Source organism: Streptomyces sp. NPDC032472 (assembly GCF_040636955.1).
In the GTDB taxonomy this organism is placed as follows: Bacteria; Actinomycetota; Actinomycetes; order Streptomycetales; family Streptomycetaceae; genus Streptomyces.
Genome location: NZ_JBEZVK010000007.1, coordinates 28,765 through 45,191, shown reverse-complemented (window position 1 = coordinate 45,191; position 16,427 = coordinate 28,765). Strand labels below are relative to the sequence as shown.

The following is a 16,427-nucleotide window of genomic DNA, read 5'->3' as shown; positions in this document are numbered from 1 at the left end:
CCCGGCGGGCTCGGCCGGGGGCCGCCCGGGCCGAATCCCCTCGCGCCCGGCGGTCCGCGGCGGGAGGATCACCGCATGGACCTCGCGCCCGAACCCTTCACCGCCGCCGACTACGCCGCCCGGATGGACGCCGCCCTGCACGCCGCGGCCGAGGCCGGACTCGACGGGGTGCTCGTCGCCCCCGGGCCCGACCTCGCCCACCTCACCGGATACCGGCCGCCCGCCGAGACCGAGCGGCTGACCCTGCTCGTGCTCGCCGCCGACCGCGACCCCGTCCTCGTCGTGCCCGCGCTCGAAGCCCCCGACGCCGCCGCGGCCCCGGGAGCGGCCGTCCTGGGCCTGCGCGACTGGGTCGACGGGAAGAACCCGTACCGGATCGCCGCAGAGCGCCTCCCGGCCGGCGGGCGTTTCGCGGTCAGCGACAACACCTGGGCCCTGCACCTGCTCGGTCTGCAGCGGGAGTTGCCGGGGACCTCGTACACCCCGCTGACCGACGCCCTGCCCATGCTGCGCGCCGTCAAGGACCGCCGCGAGCTGGAGCGCCTCGCGGCGGCCGGCGCGGCCGCCGACGCCGCGTACGCCAGGATCCTCGAGGTGCCCTTCGCCGGCCGGCGCGAGCACGAGGTCGCCGCCGACCTGGCCGCGCTGCTGCGCGAACACGGCCACTCCCAGGTCGACTTCACCGTCGTCGGCTCCGGGCCCAACGGCGCCAACCCGCACCACGAGGCCGGCGACCGGGTCATCGCCCGCGGCGACATGGTCGTCCTCGACTTCGGCGGCCTCAAGCACGGCTACGGCTCGGACATCTCCCGCACCGTGCACGTGGGCGAGCCCACCGCCGAGGAGCAGCGCGTCCACGACATCGTCCGCGAGGCCCAGCGGGCGGCCTCGGCCGCCGTCCGCCCCGGGATCGCCTGCCAGGACGTGGACCGGGCGGCCCGCGCGGTGATCACCGAGTTCGGGTACGGCGACCGGTTCATCCACCGCACCGGCCACGGCATCGGCGTCACCACCCACGAGCCGCCGTACATGGTCGAGGGCGAAGAGCAGCCCCTGGTGCCCGGGATGTGCTTCTCCGTGGAGCCGGGCATCTACCTGCCCGGCCGCTTCGGCGTGCGCATCGAGGACATCGTCACCGTGACCGAGGACGGCGGCCGCAGCCTCAACGCCGCCCCGCGCGAGCTGGCGGTCGTCGAGTAGCGCACCGCCCCCGGAACCCGGCCCCCATCCGCCGGGCGGCCCCTACGGCGCCAGCAGCACCGGCGTCCGCGCCGGGACGTGGAGCCGGCCGTCCGGGCCCGGGTGGTCCACCGGCTCCCAGGCGGCCAGCACCCGTACGCCGTTGCGGCCCAGCGCGATGGTCGCCGGCTCGTCGGAGAGGTTCAGCACCACCCGTACCTCGCCCCGCCGGAAGGTCAGCCAGCGCCGCTCCTCGTCGTACGCCACGCGCACCGAGGCCAGGTCCGGATCGCGCAGGTCCGGGTGGCCGCGCCGGAGCCGGACCAGGGTCCGGTACCAGGCCAGCAGACGGGCGTGCGGGTCGCGCTCGGGCTCGGTCCAGTCCAGGCAGGACCGGTCCCGGGTGGCCGGGTCCTGCGGGTCCGGGACGTCCTCGGCCTTCCAGCCGTGCGCGGCGAACTCCCGCCGCCGGCCCGTGCGCACGGCCTCTGCGAGCCCCGGGTCCGGGTGGTCGGTGAAGTACTGCCACGGCGTGCCGGCCCCCCACTCCTCGCCCATGAACAGCATCGGCACGAACGGCCCGGTCAGCACCACGGCCGCCGCGCAGGCCAGCAGCCCCGGGGCGAGGGAGGCGGAGAGCCGGTCCCCGAGCGCCCGGTTGCCGATCTGGTCGTGGGTCTGGCCGTAGCCGACGAACCGGTGGGCGGGCGTGCGGGGCCGGTCCACGGGCCGGCCGTGGGTGCGGCCCCGGAAGGAGGACCAGGTCCCGTCGTGGAAGAAGGCCCGCGTCAGGGTCTTGGCCAGGGCGGTGAGCGGTGCCTCGGCGAAGTCGGCGTAGTAGGCCTGGGACTCGCCGGTCAGGGCCGCGTGCAGGGCGTGGTGGAAGTCGTCGTTCCACTGGGCGTGCAGGCCCTGCCCGCCGGCGGCCCGCGGGGTCGTCGTCCGCGGATCACACCGGTCGGACTCGGCGATCAGGAACAGCGGGCGGCCGGTCTCGGCGGCGAGCGCGTCCACCGCCGCCGACAGCTCCTCGAGGAACGTCAGCGCGCGCTCGTCGGCCAGCGCGTGCACCGCATCGAGGCGGAGCCCGTCGATCCGGTAGTCGCGCAGCCAGGCGAGGGCGCTGCCGATCAGGTACGCGCGCACCTCGTCCGAGCCGGGGGCGTCCAGGTTGACCGCCGCACCCCACGGGGTGTGGCGGGTGTCGGTGAAGTACGGGCCGAAGGCCGGGAGGTGGTTGCCCCAGGGGCCGAGGTGGTTGTGGACCACGTCCAGCACCACCCCCAGCCCCGCTGCGTGCGCGGCGTCCACGAACCGGGCGAGCCCGGCCGGGCCCCCGTACGGCTCGTGCACCGCCCACGGCGCGATGCCGTCGTACCCCCAGCCGTGCCGGCCGGGGAACGGGCAGACCGGCATCAGCTCGACGTGCGTGACGCCGAGCGAGACCAGGTGCGGCAGGCGGGCGGCGGCCGCGTCGAAGGTGCCCTCCCGGGTGAAGGTCCCGACGTGCAGCTCGTACAGGACCGCATCCTGCAGCCGGACCCCGGGCGAGGGCGCCGACCCGCCCTGCGCCAGCGACTCCACGTCCACCACCGCCGACAGGCCGGCCGGACCGTCCGGGAGCCGCCGGCCGCGCGGATCGGGCCGCACGGCCGGCTCGTCGCCCAGCCGGAACCCGTAGCGGTCCCCGTCGCCGGCCGGGGCCTCGACGACCCACCAGCCGTCGCGGTCCGGATCGCGCGCCATCTCGTACGCGGCGTCGCCGAGCCGCAGCGCGACCCGGTCCGTCAGCGGTGCCCACACCTCGAACTGCACGGGCGGTCCCCTCGTCAGCAGTGCCACCGGAACGTATGCCTCGTCATATGCAATGCCATGCCATGCCATGCCATGCCCTGCCGCCATGCCAGGCCATGCCTCCATGCCAAGCCAAGCCAAGCCATGCCATGCCATGCGCCTCGCCATGCGCCGAGGCAACCATCGTCGGGCCATCATCGCGGGACGGCCGGGACAGTTCTGGACACTACGGCCCTGACGGGCCGACAATCACCCTGTGACGTCGAGTTTCAATTTCTCCGCCTACCCGGTCCCCCGTCTCTCCGACGCGGAGCGGGACTGGGCCCTGGGCCAGCTCCGCGAGGGTGCTGCCATGGGCAAGATGTCCCACGACACCTTCGTGCGCCGGATGGAACTCGCCCTTGCCGCCCGCCGTGCCGACGAACTCGCGGTCCTCACCGCCGACCTCGTCGAGCCGGAACCCGAAGGGCGCTGGACCGGCCGCCTGTTCGGATGGGTGGGCCGGATGTCCGCCGTGTCCGCGGGCATCCGGCGCGCCTGGAACGCGGAGCGGCTCCCGAAGCTGCTGCTGCCGCACCCGGACGGACCGGCCCTGCGGATCGGCCGCGACCCGGGCAACGTCCTTCGCCTGACGGACGAGACGGTCTCGCGGGTCCATGCCGAGCTCGCCATGCGGGAGGGCAGGTGGATCCTGACCGACCTCGGCTCCTCCAACGGCACCACCGTCAACGGCCGCCGGGTCACCGGCTCGATCGTGGTCCGCGCCGGCGACCAGGTCGGCTTCGGCCGCATGGCCTTCCGCCTGTCGGCGGACTAGGGGCCTGTCCGGCGGGTCAGCTGCAGCGGTCCTCCTTCGCCGCCGCGGCTCCGTCGCGGTAGCCCTGCTGCCAGCTCGGGCTCTGCTTGTTGAAGTTCGCCGGAGGGTCGGCGTCACAGTCGTCCGTGATCGCCTCGTACGCCGTGGTGTAGCCCTTGGTGTACCGCCAGTCCTTGTTCGGCGCCTTCGGTGTGGAGCCGCAGAGCACGGTGCCCTCCTCCTTGGTCGAGACACCGTAGTTCCTGGGCGGCAGCTTCCCGGAGAAGATGGTCCCCTGGTCCGACACCGGTCCGCCGCCGCCCCCGCGCTTGATACCGATGATCGAGTACGTGCTCTTGGCGGTGAACTCGCTTCCCTTGATGGCGTAGACGGGCTTGCCGGGCTTCGAGTTGGCCTTGTCGACGACCATCACGCAGTGGGCGTCGGCAGGCAGCGCGGCGGAAGCGGGACCGTCCAGCGCGTGCGCTGCCGGACCCGCGCCCAGGGCGACCAGACCGACGAAAGCGGGGGTGACGAACCGTGCCAGCCGATGCCGAATGCTCCGTTGCATTGCCCTTCTCCTCGCGTCCTCGCGTCCTCGCCTCTTTGCGTCCTCGCGTCTTCGCGCAAGCGCCCCACTAGATACAGAAGTCCGTCTTTGCAGCCGCCATCCCGTCGCGGTAGCCCTGCTGGAAGTCACCGCGCTGCTTGTTCAGGTTCTTGGGAGGGTCGGCGTCGCAGTCCTGCGCGACGTCGTTGTACGCCCTGTTGTAGGCCTTGTTGTACTGCCAGCTCTTGTTCGGCGCGTTCGGCGTGTGACCGCAGAGCACGGTGCCCTCTTCCTTGGTCGAGACGCCGTAGTCCCCGGGCCCCAGCTTGTTGATGCTGAAGGTCCCCTGCGGTGACACCTTGCCGCCGGCGCCGCCGTGCTTGATGCCGATGATCGAGTACGAGCTTCCGGCGGTGAATTCGCTCGCCTTGATGGCGTACCGGAAGTACCCGGGCTTCGAGTTGCCCTTGTCGAGGACCAGCTTGCAGGTGGCGTCGGCAGGCACGGCTGCAGGAGCACGACTGCCGGCCGCCTGTGCGGCCGGGCCGGCCCCCAGCGCGAGGAGACCGACAAGAGCGGGAGTGGCGAACCGAGCAAGCCGGGGCCGAATGATCCGTTGCATTGCTTCTCTCCTCCGGGTGCATTTCCGCCACGACCGACGTACACCTCACCCCGGGAACCCCCGCCTCATCCCACTATTCCACCGGGCCCCGGGGCCCGCATGTCCGCACCCGCCTCCCGGCGGAGGGGGCGGGTGGGGCTCGGGTGATGATGGGCGCATGGATCACACGTCTGTTGTGCGGCCGGTGCGGCCCGGGGATCTGCCGCGGCTCGTTGAGCTCATGCATGAGCACGTTGCGTACGAGAAGTCCGCGCCCCGGCCGGCGGACCTGGGGGCGCGGCTCGGGCCGCAGTTGTTCGCCGAGGGGGCGCGGCTGTGGGTGCTGCTGGCCGAGGGGCCGGACGGGGTCGTCGTCGGGTACGCCGCCTGCTCGGCCGAGTTCGCGTTCTGGGACGCCCGCCACTACCTCCACATGGACTGCCTCTACCTCGCCGAGGGCGCCCGCGGCCACGGACTCGGCGCCGCCCTGGTGGACGGTGTGGCCGCGCTCGCCCGGGAGCTCGGCATGGAGCAGGTCCAGTGGCAGACCCCCGACTGGAACGAGGGCGCGATCCGGTTCTACGACCGGATCGGAGCCCGTGGTCTGCCCAAGCGGCGGTATTCGCTGGACGTGCCGCCTGTGCCGCCCGTGCCCGCTCCTGCTACGGGCTGAGCGGCCCGCCCGCGAGCAGCCGCTCGTACGCGGCCAGGACCGTACGGGACTGGTGCTCGACCTGGGTGGCCACCGGCACCCATCTGGCCTGGAACCGGGCCGCGAACTCCGTGCACCAGCCCGTGACGAGGCGGTCCAGGCCCGGTGCGGCCGGATGCTCCTGGCCGCGCAGTACGCGCAGCAGCATGGCGGCGGCGCGCAGCGACAGCCGTCGCCCGAAGGCGTCGATGCTGGCGATGCGGGCCGCGGTCGCGTCGGCGGGGGCTCGGGGGCCCGTCCACTCGGCGGTGATCTGCGGGATCAGGCCGAGCGTCCAGTCGACGGCGCGCAGCAGCGGCGCGTCCGCGGGCCCGGCGGACGCCACCGCGCCGGCCGCCTCCCGCCGTACGGCCGCCACGAGTGCGGCGTCCGCGGCCAGGCGCCCGGCCAGGAGGCGCAGCGCGCCCCGCGGGTCCGGATGCGGAGCGGGGTCGTCCACCAGGTCCGAGGCCCACATGGGGACTTCGACGATGGCGGTGGTGCCGGCGTAGTGGTGGGTCCGGCACCAGGTGCTGAGCCGGGTGTCCTCCGGGTGGAAGGCCCCCGGGGCGGCCGAGCCCGCCGCCGCCTCCTGGTCCGGCATCACGAAGATGCCCGGGCCGGGGGACGGCCAGCCGGCCGCGTCCGAGGCCCCGGTCTCCACGGGGATGCGCAGCTCGGCGGCCGACTTGGCGAACGGCTCGGCGAGGCCCGGTATGTCCCGGGTGAGCTGTACCCAGGACCCGCCGAGGTCGGTGCCGTGCAGGGAGACCTGGAGCACCGGGCGCAGTTCGTCGATGAGGGCGGTCAGGGCGAGGGTCTCGGGCGGCAGCCGGTCCGGGGGCAGTAAAGACGGCGCCCACTCGGGCTGTTCGGGGCCGGGGGGCCGGTAGAAGTTGCGGTGGTAGTCGAGCAGCGAGTACGGGCGCGGGGTGCAGTGCAGGGCCGCCCCGTCGGGATCGGCGCACAGCAGGAAGTGCCAGCCGCAGCCGGCGCGGGGCGCTCCGCCCTGCACGATGCGGCGGGCCAGGGCCAGCGCGGTGGCGCCGCCGACGGGCTCGTTGGCGTGGGCTCCGGCGACGACGAGCACACCGCGGCCCGGCGGTTCGGCTCCGCCGGGGTCGACGGAGAGCAGCCAGAGCGGCTCCCCGGCCCGGGAGCTGCCGGCGCGGCGGAGCCGGGCCAGGTGCGGGTGCTCGTCCGCCAGCGCGCGGGCGGCCAGCGCGAGTTCGCGCGGTGTGGGGTAGCGCATGTCTCGGAGGAGGGTCACGTCTGATGCAATGCCCGCCGTGCACGCCCCCTACTGCTCTGCGCGCCCCGCACTTGCCGAAATTGCCTGGCGGGCGGGGTGGTTGTGGCCAAAGGCGTTACTGCGGGTGCCGGTTCTGGTTCCGGGGCGGGTGGGGGTGGGGGTGGGGGTGGGGGTGCGGGTGCCCGCCGCCGTTGGCCCGTGCCGAGTCCGCTGCGCGGAGCTGGTCCCCTCCCCGCCCCTTCCCGAAACCGAGACTCCGCCCCGGACCCCGTTCGCCTCAAGCGCCGGCGGGGCTGGAGGGGCGGGACTCCGCCCCGGACGGCGTTCGCCTCAAGCGCCGTCCGGTGCGGTCAAGCGCCGCGCGGGCTGGATTCGCGGGTCAGGACGGTCACCGGCCATGTCGACAGCAGGTCCGACAGGCGGGCCTCGCCCTCGTAGTGGGTCGGGGTTCGGGTGGGGAGGAGCGGGGTCCAGCGGCCCGGGGGGAGGGGGAGGGTGGTTTCGCGCCAGCCGCCTGCTCGGGTCAGGCGTAGGGAGAGGCGGGTGGCCGCGGCTACCAGGCCGGCCGGGCGGGCGAAGGCCAGGCAGTGGTCGGCCGCCGGGCCACGGGCCGTCAGGGCCGCGTAGCCGCGGAACAGGTGGGGCCGGTCCCGGCGCAGTCGCAGCAGGGTCGCCGTCAGGGCGAGCTTCTCCTGCGGCAGACCGGCGGGGGCCGCCCCCGCGTCGAGGCGGGCCAGGTCCTCCTGCGGGAAGCGGGCCGGGCGGCGGTTGTCCGGGTCCACCAGGGCCCGGTACTCCGTCTCCGCGCCCTGGTACACCTCCGGGACCCCCGGCATGGCCAGGTGCAGCAGCGCCATCCCCAGGAGGTTCGCCCGGGCCGCCTGCGCCAGCTCGGCCGGCAGTTCCCCCGGGGGCGGGACGTATGCCGCGACCGCGGCCTCGTACTCCGCGTCCTGCTCCGTCCAGCTGGTCCGCAGCGCCGCCTCCCGGACCGCCTTGAGCAGGGCCTGCCCGATGCGGTCGGCCCGGTCCGGCACCTCCCCGAGTCCGAACGCCGTCTGGCGTGCCACCCAAACGAGTTGCGCGTCCGGCCCCGCCGCCCCCGTGGTCCCGTCCATCAGCCCCGGCGCCTGCGACAGCGCCGCGATGCGGGCCCGGACGTCCGCGCTGCGCTTGGTGTCGTGCGTGGTGAGGACGGTGCCCGTGGCCGGCCAGTCGCGTTCGAGGGCCGCGCAGTACGCATGGAAGGCGTCCGGGGCCACCGCCGGATGCCCGGGGTCCCCGCCCACCTCCGTGGCCGACAGCAGCGGCGCGTACCGGTAGAAGGCCCTGTCCTCCAGCGCCTTCGCGCGCAGCGCCGCCGAGGTCTGCGCGAAGCGCGCCGCGAAGGCCGGATCCCCGAGCACCAGGTCCCGTACGCCCGCCACCGCCTCCGCGCCGGCCCGCCGGGCCGCCTCCGCCAGGGCCTGCGGGTCCGGCCCGCCGTCGCCGGGGTACGGCCGGTACACCGGATAGGCGATCAGCAGCTCCCGGACCGCCGGGGCGAGCCGCGGGCCGGCCGCCCGCTCCAGCCGGCCCAGCTCGGCGGCCAGGTCGCCGGTCAGCACCTCCTCGGCGCAGGCCCGCGCCGTGCGCCGCCAGCCGTCCGGCAGGCCGGTGGACTCCCGGTAGCGGCGGGCCAGCTCGGCGGCGCCCTCCGGGTCGGTGAACACCCCGTCCACCTGCCGCAGCGCGTCGTACCCGGTGGTCCCCGCCACCGGCCAGCCCGCCGGCAGCCGCTCCTGCCGGGCCAGGATCTTCTCCACCACCACCCAGCAGCCGTCCCCCACGGCCGCCCGCAGCCGCCGCAGGTACCCCTCGGGGTCCGCGAGCCCGTCGACGTGGTCGATGCGAAGCCCGGCGGCCACCCCGTCCCGCACCAGCTCCAGCACCTTCGCGTGGGTGGCCGCGAACACCTCGGGGTCCTCCACCCGGACCCCGATCAGCTGTGCGATCGTGAAGAAGCGCCGGTAGTTGAGCTCGGTGCGGGCCTGCCGCCAGCAGGCCGGCCGGTACCACTGCGCGGCCAGCAGCTCCGGCAGGGGCAGACCCGCCGTGCCCGCGCGCACCGGGAACTCCCACCCGTCGAGGTGCAGGACGTCCCCGTCGACCGTGCACGCCGCCGGGTCCAGCGGCTCGGTGAGCACAGGCAGCAGCAGCCGGCCGTCGCCCGCCTCCCAGTCGATGTCGAACCAGCGTGCGCACGGCGAGTGCGGGCCCTCCCGCAGTACCTCCCACAGCGGCCGGTTCAGCCGCAGCGGGGACGGCACCGCCATGTGGTTCGGCACGATGTCCAGCACCAGCCCGAGCCCGCGGGCCCGGGCGGCGGCGGCCAGCGAGCGCAGCCCGGCCTCGCCGCCCAGCTCGGCCCGCACCCGGGTGTGGTCGGTGACGTCGTACCCGTGGGCGGAGCCGGGCACCGCCTCCAGCACGGGCGACAGGTGCAGGTGCGACACGCCGAGCCGGGCCAGGTGCGCGACGGCCCGCTCGGCCGCGGCGAACGGGAACTCCGGGCCCAGCTGGAGGCGGTACGTCGAGGTGGGAGCGGATGCGGGAGTGGGGGTCGGTGGTGTGTTCGGTGTCCCGGGAGTGACAGCCGTCGGAACACCGGATTCCGTTGTGAAGTGTGTATGACGCCGGCTCATGAGAACGTACGTACCCACCTTGCCCGATTCCGTGCCATGACCCAATGCATCCGGGTGACTGCACTGCGTTAGCGTTGATCGAGTGGTTGGAACCGTCAGCACCTTCAGCACCTATCGACACGTCATCGCCCTGACCGGGCCCCTACTCCCGCTCTACTCGTTCCTCGCCCGCCTGCCCGTCGCGATGTCCCAGTTCGGGAGCGTGCTGCTGGTGGCCGAGACCAGCGGCTCGCTCGCCACCGCGGGCATCGTCGGCGGCACCCTGTCCGCCGGACAGGTGCTCTGCGGGCCGGTGCTGGGCCGCCTCGCCGACCGGCGCGGGCAGCGGCCCGTGGTCCTGGCCGCCGCCGCGGTCAACGCCGTCGCCACCGCGGCCCTCGTCGCCGCCGCCCTCGGCGGCCTGCCGACCGCGCTGCTCGCCGCGGTCGGGGCCGTCACCGGCGCCTCCGTCCCGCTGATCGGGCCCCTCGCGCGGACCCGGTCTGTGGCCCTGGCCCACCGCGCCGGGGCCGGCGAGGGCGTGGTCGGCGCCGTCCACTCGCTCGAAGGCACCCTCGACGAGGTCTCCTTCGTCTTCGGCCCCGCCCTCGTCGGCCTCGCCGCGCTCGTCGCGCACCCCGCGCTCGCGCTCGGCCTGGCCGCCGCCCTCGTCGCCGTCTTCGGCTCCGCCTTCGCCCTGCACCCGACGGCCGCCGTGACGGCGGGCAGCGGGGCGGGGGCCGCTGGGCCGGACGTCACAGGAGCGGGCGCCGCAGGGCCGGACGCACCGGTGGCGCAGGCCGCCCCGGTGGCGCGGGCCGCCGCCCGAGGGGGCCGGGGCCCGCGCGTCCGGCACCCGCGCGTCGTGTACGCCGTCCGGGGGTCCCTCTTCCTCCAGGGCGCCATGTTCGGTGCATGCCAGGCCGGAATCGCCGCCCTCACCGCTCGTTTGGGCGTACCCGGCCAGGCGGGCATCGTCTACGCCGCCATGGGCGTCGTCAGCGCCGCCGTGGGCTTCGCGCTCGGGGCGCTGCCCGCCCGGATCGGGCTGCGGCTGCGCTGGCGGGCCGCCACCGCCGCCGCGCTCGTGCTCTCCGTACCCCTGCTGCTCACGCACACCCTGGCCCCGCTGTACGCGGTCGTCACCGTGCTCGGCGCCGCCTACGCGCCCCACCTGATCACCGCGTTCGCCCTCACCGAGCGGGCCGTGGCACCGGCCCGCCTCGCCGAGGCCATGGCCTTCGCCGCCAGCTCGCTCGTCGCCGGCCAGGCCGCCGCGCTCGCCGCCTCCGGGCGGCTCGCCGAGGCGTACGGGGCCGCCGGGGCCTTCGCGGTCGCCGTCGGGGCGGCCGCATCGGCCCTGCTCCTGGCGCTGGTGACGCGGGTCCCGGCCGCCCGTACGCAGACCAGGGCGCCCGCGCCGGCGACCGCGCCCACGCCCGCGGCGGCCCCGGCGCCCCGGGTCTTCATCCCGAAGCAGCAGACCGCCTCGCCCGACACCCGCTACGCCGGGCGCTGAAGCACCACCAGCGACCGCCCCGTCAGCGCCACCCGGTCCCCGGCCGCGAACTGCGGCCCGGTGCCGGGTGGCAGCACCTCCGGGCGCGCCGTGTCCACGACCAGGCGCCACTGGGCCCCGTGCCCGGCCGGGATCGTGAACTCCTGCGGATCCGGGTCGGCGTTGAACATCAGCAGGAACGAGTCGTCGGTGATCCGCTCCCCGCGCGGTCCCGGTTCGCTGATCGCCTCGCCGTTGAGGAACACCGTCAGGGCCCGCGCGTTCTGCGCCTGCCAGTCGCGGGCGCGCATCGGCTCTCCGTACGGGGTGAACCAGGCGATGTCGGAGAGCTCGTCGTGGGTCCCCTCGACCGGCCGCCCGTGGAAGAACCGGCGCCTGCGGAACACCGGGTGGTCGCGCCGCAGCCACACCATCCGCCGCGTGAACTCCAGCAGCGAGGGCGCCGGTTTGCCCGGCTCCGGCCATTGCACCCAGGCCAGTTCGTTGTCCTGGCAGTAGGCGTTGTTGTTGCCGCCCTGCGTACGGGCGAACTCGTCGCCGTGGCTGAGCATCGGCACGCCCTGCGAGAGCATCAGGGTGGCGGTGAAGTTGCGCATCTGGCGCTCGCGCAGCTGGAGGACCTCCGGGTCCTCGGTCGGGCCCTCGGTCCCGCAGTTCCAGGACCGGTTGTGGGTCTCGCCGTCCCGATTGCCCTCGCGGTTCGCCTCGTTGTGCTTCTCGTTGTACGAGACGAGGTCGTGGAGGGTGAAACCGTCGTGGCAGGTGGTGAAGTTGATGGACGCGAGCGGCCGCCGGCCGTCGTCCTGGTAGAGGTCCGAGGAGCCGGTCAGCCGGCCCGCGAAGTCCGCCAGGGTGCGCGGCTGCCCGCGCCACAGGTCCCGCACCGTGTCGCGGTACTTGCCGTTCCACTCGGTCCACAGCGGCGGGAAGTTGCCCACCTGGTAGCCGCCCTCGCCGAGGTCCCAGGGCTCGGCGATCAGCTTCACCTGGCTGACGACCGGGTCCTGCTGGACGAGGTCGAAGAACGAGGAGAGCCGGTCGACCTCGTGGAACTGCCGGGCCAGCGTGGCGGCCAGGTCGAAGCGGAAGCCGTCCACGTGCATCTCGGTGACCCAGTAGCGCAGCGAGTCCATGATGAGCTGCAGGACGTGCGGGGAGCGCATCAGCAGCGAGTTCCCGGTGCCGGTGGTGTCCACGTAGTGCCGCGGGTCCTCCGCCAGCCGGTAGTACGAGGCGTTGTCGAGCCCCCGGAAGGACAGAGTCGGGCCCAGGTGGTTGCCCTCGGCCGTGTGGTTGTAGACCACGTCGAGGATCACCTCGATGCCCGCCTCGTGCAGGGCCCGGACCGCGGACTTGAACTCCAGCACCTGCTGCCCGCGGTCGCCGGAGGCGTAGCCGTTGTGCGGGGCGAAGAAGCCGATCGTGTTGTAGCCCCAGTAGTTGGTCAGACCGTCGTTCACCAGCCGGTGGTCGTGCACGTACTGGTGCACCGGCATCAGCTCCAGCGCCGTCACCCCGAGCCGGGTGAGGTGCGCGATGACCGCGGGGTGCGCCAGGGCCCCGTAGGTGCCGCGGAGCTCCTCCGGGAGCTCGGGATGGCGCATGGTCAGCCCCTTGACGTGGGCCTCGTACAGCACCGTGCGGTGGTACTCGTGGCGCGGGGGCCGGTCGTTGGCCCAGTCGAAGTAGGGATTGACCACGACCGAACTCATCGTGTGCGGGGCGGAGTCGAGGTCGTTGCGCGAGTCGGGCCGGCCGAAGTGGTAGCCGTACACCTCCTCGCCCCAGGCGATGTTCCCGGCGATCGCACGCGCGTACGGGTCCAGCAGCAGCTTGGCCGCGTTGCAGCGCCGGCCGCGCTCGGGCTCGTACGGTCCGTGGACGCGGAAGCCGTAGCGCTGGCCCGGCATGACGCCGGGCAGGTAGGCGTGCCGGACGAAGGCGTCGGTCTCGCGCAGCTCGACCGCCGTCTCCGAGCCGTCGTCGTGCAGGAGGCACAGCTCGATGCGCCGCGCCGCCTCCGAGTAGACCGCGAAATTGGTGCCGGCGCCGTCGTAGGTGGCTCCGAGCGGATACGCCTGTCCCGGCCAGACCTGCATGGAGGACTACTCTCCCTTCGCTGTCGGGCTGATGCGTAGATGAACCGATGTGCTGTCGATCAACTGATGTGGCGGTGTTGAGATATGTGGGTACGTCAATGTGTTCGACTGGTGGAGGTGATTCGGCGTCGGATCGCGTCACTGCCAGGATCTTCCCCGAAAGAGGGGCGGTACGCGGGGACTTGGGTTGCTCCTGCCGGGTGACCCGGTGGGCCTATATGCGGGTCAGCGCACTGTCCGGGCATCCGATAATGGGTCAACGGACCACCGGCGTACGGCTCGTCGGGCTGCATGGGATCGCATCGGGCTGCACCGGGCGCCGAGCTCGGAGTACCCTTCCGTGATCACTGGAGACGGGCGTCCAGACGCAGAAGGCGGTGCACGGGTGAGCTCGGGAGGTCTGGAGCTGCCCCCTGGTGACAGCGGTCACGAGGGTGGCCCGGCGGACGCTCCGGGAGGCGCGGCGGGCTCGGTGCCCGGCGGGTCCGCAGGGGTGTCGGGCGGGGTCGGCGGCTTGCCGGGTGGTGCGCCGGGTGGTGCGCCGGGCGGCGCCGGCGGCGCCCCGGCCGGGACGGTGTCCCTGGCGGCCTCGCCGGCCGCCGGGAGCGTGCGGGCCGGGGCGGAACTGGACTGGGGCGCTGACGCGTGGAGCGAGGTCCGCACCCGGGCCCAGCGCGCGGGCCGCGCCTACATCTGGCTGAACCTGATCGAACAGCGGCTGCGGTCGGTGGTCGGGGCGGTGCTGCGGCCGATCTACGAGCCCGTGCACGGCGAGGACGACTGGGTGGTCGCCGCCGCCGGGCCCGCCGGGCAGGAGTGGGTGCAGCGGGCCGTCGCCGTGCGCGAGGTCAGCCGGCGCAAGGGCTACCTGCTCGACCCGGCCGACGACAACGTGCTCAGCTTCCTGACGCTGCCGCAGCTGCGCGAGCTGATGGTCCAGCACTGGCCGTGCTTCGAGCCGTACTTCGACGACCGGCGGGAGATCGAGCTCGCCCTCGACGAGCTGGAGGTCACCCGCAACGTGGTCTCCCGCAACCGGGCGCTGTCGCGTGCGGTGCTGGAACAGGCCGAGCGCGCCTCTGCCCGGCTGCTGGAGGTGCTGGGCGGGGGCTCCGGCTCGCCGTCGGCGGACCGGCTGCCGATCGACGCGGTCGAGGACCTCGTCGGCGACCGGTACGCGGACGTCGTCTCCGTCCACCCTGACCGGGTACGGCTCCAGCGGCAGCTGCCCGCCGAGGACCTGTTCGGCGGGGCCCGGCGGCTCGACGCCATCGGCATAGGCCTGAACCTGCTGGTCCAGAACTTCTCCGGCCGAAGACTCGTCCGGCTGACGGAGGCGGGCTGCAGGGTGCGGCTGCTGTTCCTGAACCCGGCGAGCAGCGCGGTGAAGCGGCGCGAGCGGGAGCTCGGGCTGCGCAAGGGCGAGCTCAGCCGGTCGGTGGAGATGAACATCCTGCACGTGCGGCGGGTGCGGGCCGGGCTGCGGGACCCCTCCCGGTTCGAGATCCACGTCTTCGACGAGACCCCGCGCTTCACGGCGTACCTGGTGGAGGGGGAGACCTCGGGCGTCGCGGTGGTCCAGTCGTACCTGCGGCGGGCGCGGGGCATGGAGGCGCCGGTGCTGGTGCTGAGGGGCGGGGGCACGCGGAGCCCGGCGCGGGACGCGGGCCACGGCGAGAACGGACTTTTCCCCACATATAGGGAGGAGTTCGAGTCGATCTGGCAGGACTCCCGGCCGGTGTCGTGACTGTCAGTGGCCCGTGGCAGGCTGAAAGTCGTTGACCGGAAGTACGGGGGAGGATGCGTGATGGGGGAGTCGAGGGGCTCGGAGCCGTCGGGGGACTCGCAGGCGCAGTGGCACGACGGGGTGCTGGTCGGGTTCGATCTGGAGACGACCGGCACGGAACCGGGGGAGTCGCGGATCGTCACCGCGGCCGTGGTCGGGGTGCGGGGCGGCGAGGTGCGCGAGCGGCGCACCTGGCTGGCGAACCCGGGGATACCGATCCCGCGGCAGGCCTCTGCCATCCACGGCATCAGCACGGAGCGGGCCGTCGCCGACGGCCGCCCGGTGCGGGAGGTCGCGGACGAGGTCGCAGAGGTGCTGGTCCGGAAGTGGCAGCAGGGCGCCGTCGTCGTCGCGTACAACGCGGCCTTCGACCTGAGCCTGCTGACGGCCGAGCTCGCCCGCCACGGGCTGCCCTCCCTCGCCGACCGGCTCGGCGGGGCGCCGACCGGGCCGGTGATCGACCCGCTGACCATCGACCGGGCCGTGGACCGCTACCGGCGCGGCAAGCGGACGCTGGAGGCGGTGTGCGGGGTGTACGGGGTCACCCTCGACGCCGCGCACGATGCGGGGGCCGATGCGCTCGCCGCGGTCCAGGTGGCCCGGGCGATAGCCGCCCGGCATCCGCAGGTGGCCGCCCTCACCCCGGCCGCCCTGCACACCCGCCAGGCCGCCTGGCACGAGCGCTGGGCCCGCGACTTCCAGGCCTACCTCCGCCGCGAGGGCACCCCGGACGCGGTGATCGACCCGGCGTGGCCGCTGCGCGGCGCGGTGGAGGCGGGGGCTGTGGCGGCGGCGTCGGCCTGAGCGCCGTCCCGGGAGTGGTCCCGGAGGGAGCGCCCGGGCTCTGCCGGCCGTCGGCCGCGAGGACGACCCGGGGTGGCTCTCGTGGGGGAGCGTGATCGGGCGTGCGGCTGACGCGCTGTCGTTGAAGTGCGGCGATGGTGAGTGGCATGACGATCACACGGCTCGCTCTTCCCCTCGGCGATACCGAACGCCCGGTCCCGGCCTGGGCGCTTCGGCTCGCCAAGGCCCTTCCGTTCGTCGTGCTGCCGCACTGCCTGTGGCGGCTGCCGTTCGCCGTCGACTTCCGGATGGGCATGATCGACCCGGCGGCCCCGCCGGCTGATCCCTGGTGGAGTCCGTTCTATGTCGTCGGGCTCAGCGTGCTCACCGAGGCGCTGGCGCTGCTCACCACCGGCCTGGTGAGCGGATGGGGCGAGGTGGTGCCGCGCTGGGTGCCGTTCCTCGGCGGCCGGCGGGTGGCACCGCTCGCCGCGGTGGTTCCGGCCGTCCTGGGTGGCCTGGCCCTGGTGGCGATGTTCGACCTCTATCCGCTCGCCTGGGCGGGCATCCTGCCCGAGACGGGGTTCAGCAACGGGTGGTGGATGGCCCTGGCCCGGGTGTGCATCAGCCCGGCGATGCTGTGGGGGCCGATCGTGCTGGCCCTGGCGTGGGCCTATTATCGGCGCCGCCGTCCTGCCTGACGGCGCGTCGGTG

At 74.2% G+C, this 16,427-nt stretch carries 13 protein-coding genes; 7 read left to right on the top strand and 6 right to left on the bottom strand.

The genetic code is table 11. The features are described 5' to 3' along the window. The first annotated feature begins 75 nt into the window (after nucleotides 1-75). Complete coding sequence (locus AB0F11_RS06290; RefSeq protein ID WP_362168996.1) at nucleotides 76-1,200, top strand: aminopeptidase P family protein; 1,125 nt, start codon at nucleotides 76-78, stop codon at nucleotides 1,198-1,200. Between the two features lie 42 nt (nucleotides 1,201-1,242). On the opposite strand, the gene treZ is transcribed toward AB0F11_RS06290, so the two are convergent. Further along, nucleotides 1,243-2,994: a malto-oligosyltrehalose trehalohydrolase gene (gene treZ / locus AB0F11_RS06285; protein ID WP_362168994.1), complete on the bottom strand. Its 1,752-nt coding sequence runs from the start codon at nucleotides 2,992-2,994 to the stop codon at nucleotides 1,243-1,245. 235 nt (nucleotides 2,995-3,229) lie between these two features. On the opposite strand from treZ, the gene AB0F11_RS06280 reads away from it, so the two are divergent. After that, nucleotides 3,230-3,790, top strand: a complete 561-nt coding sequence (locus AB0F11_RS06280; protein ID WP_362168992.1) for a DUF1707 and FHA domain-containing protein — start codon at nucleotides 3,230-3,232, stop codon at nucleotides 3,788-3,790. 16 nt (nucleotides 3,791-3,806) lie between these two features. Here AB0F11_RS06280 and AB0F11_RS06275 read toward each other — a convergent pair whose 3' ends face one another. After that, a complete protein-coding gene (locus AB0F11_RS06275; protein WP_362168990.1) occupies nucleotides 3,807-4,340 on the bottom strand; it encodes a hypothetical protein in 534 nt (177 codons plus the stop codon). Between the two features lie 67 nt (nucleotides 4,341-4,407). Beyond that, entirely contained in the window at nucleotides 4,408-4,941 is a 534-nt protein-coding gene (locus AB0F11_RS06270; RefSeq protein WP_362168988.1) for a hypothetical protein, read from the bottom strand. A 220-nt stretch (nucleotides 4,942-5,161) separates the two neighbouring features. On the opposite strand from AB0F11_RS06270, the gene AB0F11_RS06265 reads away from it, so the two are divergent. Next, nucleotides 5,162-5,593 (top strand): GNAT family N-acetyltransferase, encoded by a 432-nt coding sequence (locus tag AB0F11_RS06265; protein ID WP_362168986.1) that lies wholly within the window; start codon nucleotides 5,162-5,164, stop codon nucleotides 5,591-5,593. On the opposite strand, the gene AB0F11_RS06260 is transcribed toward AB0F11_RS06265, so the two are convergent. Both AB0F11_RS06260 and treY read right to left on the bottom strand, forming a co-directional pair. After that, entirely contained in the window at nucleotides 5,583-6,881 is a 1,299-nt protein-coding gene (locus tag AB0F11_RS06260; RefSeq protein WP_362168984.1) for a M14 family zinc carboxypeptidase, read from the bottom strand. The two genes, AB0F11_RS06265 and AB0F11_RS06260, sit on opposite strands and share 11 nt — an antisense overlap. 332 nt (nucleotides 6,882-7,213) lie before the next feature. Next, nucleotides 7,214-9,547, bottom strand: coding sequence for a malto-oligosyltrehalose synthase (gene treY / locus AB0F11_RS06255; protein WP_362168982.1), 2,334 nt, complete (start codon nucleotides 9,545-9,547; stop codon nucleotides 7,214-7,216). 82 nt (nucleotides 9,548-9,629) lie between these two features. Here treY and AB0F11_RS06250 point away from each other — a divergent pair, with 82 nt between their 5' ends. Continuing rightward, nucleotides 9,630-11,045 (top strand): MFS transporter, encoded by a 1,416-nt coding sequence (locus AB0F11_RS06250; RefSeq protein WP_362168980.1) that lies wholly within the window; start codon nucleotides 9,630-9,632, stop codon nucleotides 11,043-11,045. On the opposite strand, the gene glgX is transcribed toward AB0F11_RS06250, so the two are convergent. After that, nucleotides 11,030-13,144: a glycogen debranching protein GlgX gene (glgX, locus tag AB0F11_RS06245; RefSeq protein ID WP_362168979.1), complete on the bottom strand. Its 2,115-nt coding sequence runs from the start codon at nucleotides 13,142-13,144 to the stop codon at nucleotides 11,030-11,032. The genes AB0F11_RS06250 and glgX overlap by 16 nt on opposite strands. A gap of 385 nt (nucleotides 13,145-13,529) precedes the next feature. On the opposite strand from glgX, the gene AB0F11_RS06240 reads away from it, so the two are divergent. The 3 genes from AB0F11_RS06240 (at nucleotide 13,530) to AB0F11_RS06230 (ending at nucleotide 16,414) form a co-directional block, all read left to right on the top strand. Next, nucleotides 13,530-14,891 (top strand): SAV2148 family HEPN domain-containing protein, encoded by a 1,362-nt coding sequence (locus AB0F11_RS06240; protein WP_362168977.1) that lies wholly within the window; start codon nucleotides 13,530-13,532, stop codon nucleotides 14,889-14,891. 60 nt (nucleotides 14,892-14,951) lie between these two features. Further along, nucleotides 14,952-15,734, top strand: coding sequence for an exonuclease domain-containing protein (locus tag AB0F11_RS06235; protein WP_362168975.1), 783 nt, complete (start codon nucleotides 14,952-14,954; stop codon nucleotides 15,732-15,734). A gap of 146 nt (nucleotides 15,735-15,880) precedes the next feature. Next, on the top strand, nucleotides 15,881-16,414 hold the full coding sequence (locus AB0F11_RS06230) for a hypothetical protein (RefSeq protein WP_362168973.1): 534 nt from the start codon (nucleotides 15,881-15,883) through the stop codon (nucleotides 16,412-16,414). The last annotated feature ends 13 nt before the right edge of the window (nucleotides 16,415-16,427 follow it).

Bases quoted from the DNA above. Each gene is read 5' to 3' on its own strand.
- AB0F11_RS06275 (WP_362168990.1), bottom strand. From the start codon at position 4,340: ATGCAACGGAGCATTCGGCATCGGCTGGCACGGTTCGTCACCCCCGCT.
- AB0F11_RS06290 (WP_362168996.1), top strand. From the start codon at position 76: ATGGACCTCGCGCCCGAACCCTTCACCGCCGCCGACTACGCCGCCCGG.
- AB0F11_RS06270 (WP_362168988.1), bottom strand. From the start codon at position 4,941: ATGCAACGGATCATTCGGCCCCGGCTTGCTCGGTTCGCCACTCCCGCT.
- AB0F11_RS06235 (WP_362168975.1), top strand. From the start codon at position 14,952: ATGGGGGAGTCGAGGGGCTCGGAGCCGTCGGGGGACTCGCAGGCGCAG.
- AB0F11_RS06265 (WP_362168986.1), top strand. From the start codon at position 5,162: ATGCATGAGCACGTTGCGTACGAGAAGTCCGCGCCCCGGCCGGCGGAC.
- treY (WP_362168982.1), bottom strand. From the start codon at position 9,547: ATGAGCCGGCGTCATACACACTTCACAACGGAATCCGGTGTTCCGACG.
- AB0F11_RS06230 (WP_362168973.1), top strand. From the start codon at position 15,881: ATGACGATCACACGGCTCGCTCTTCCCCTCGGCGATACCGAACGCCCG.
- glgX (WP_362168979.1), bottom strand. From the start codon at position 13,144: ATGCAGGTCTGGCCGGGACAGGCGTATCCGCTCGGAGCCACCTACGAC.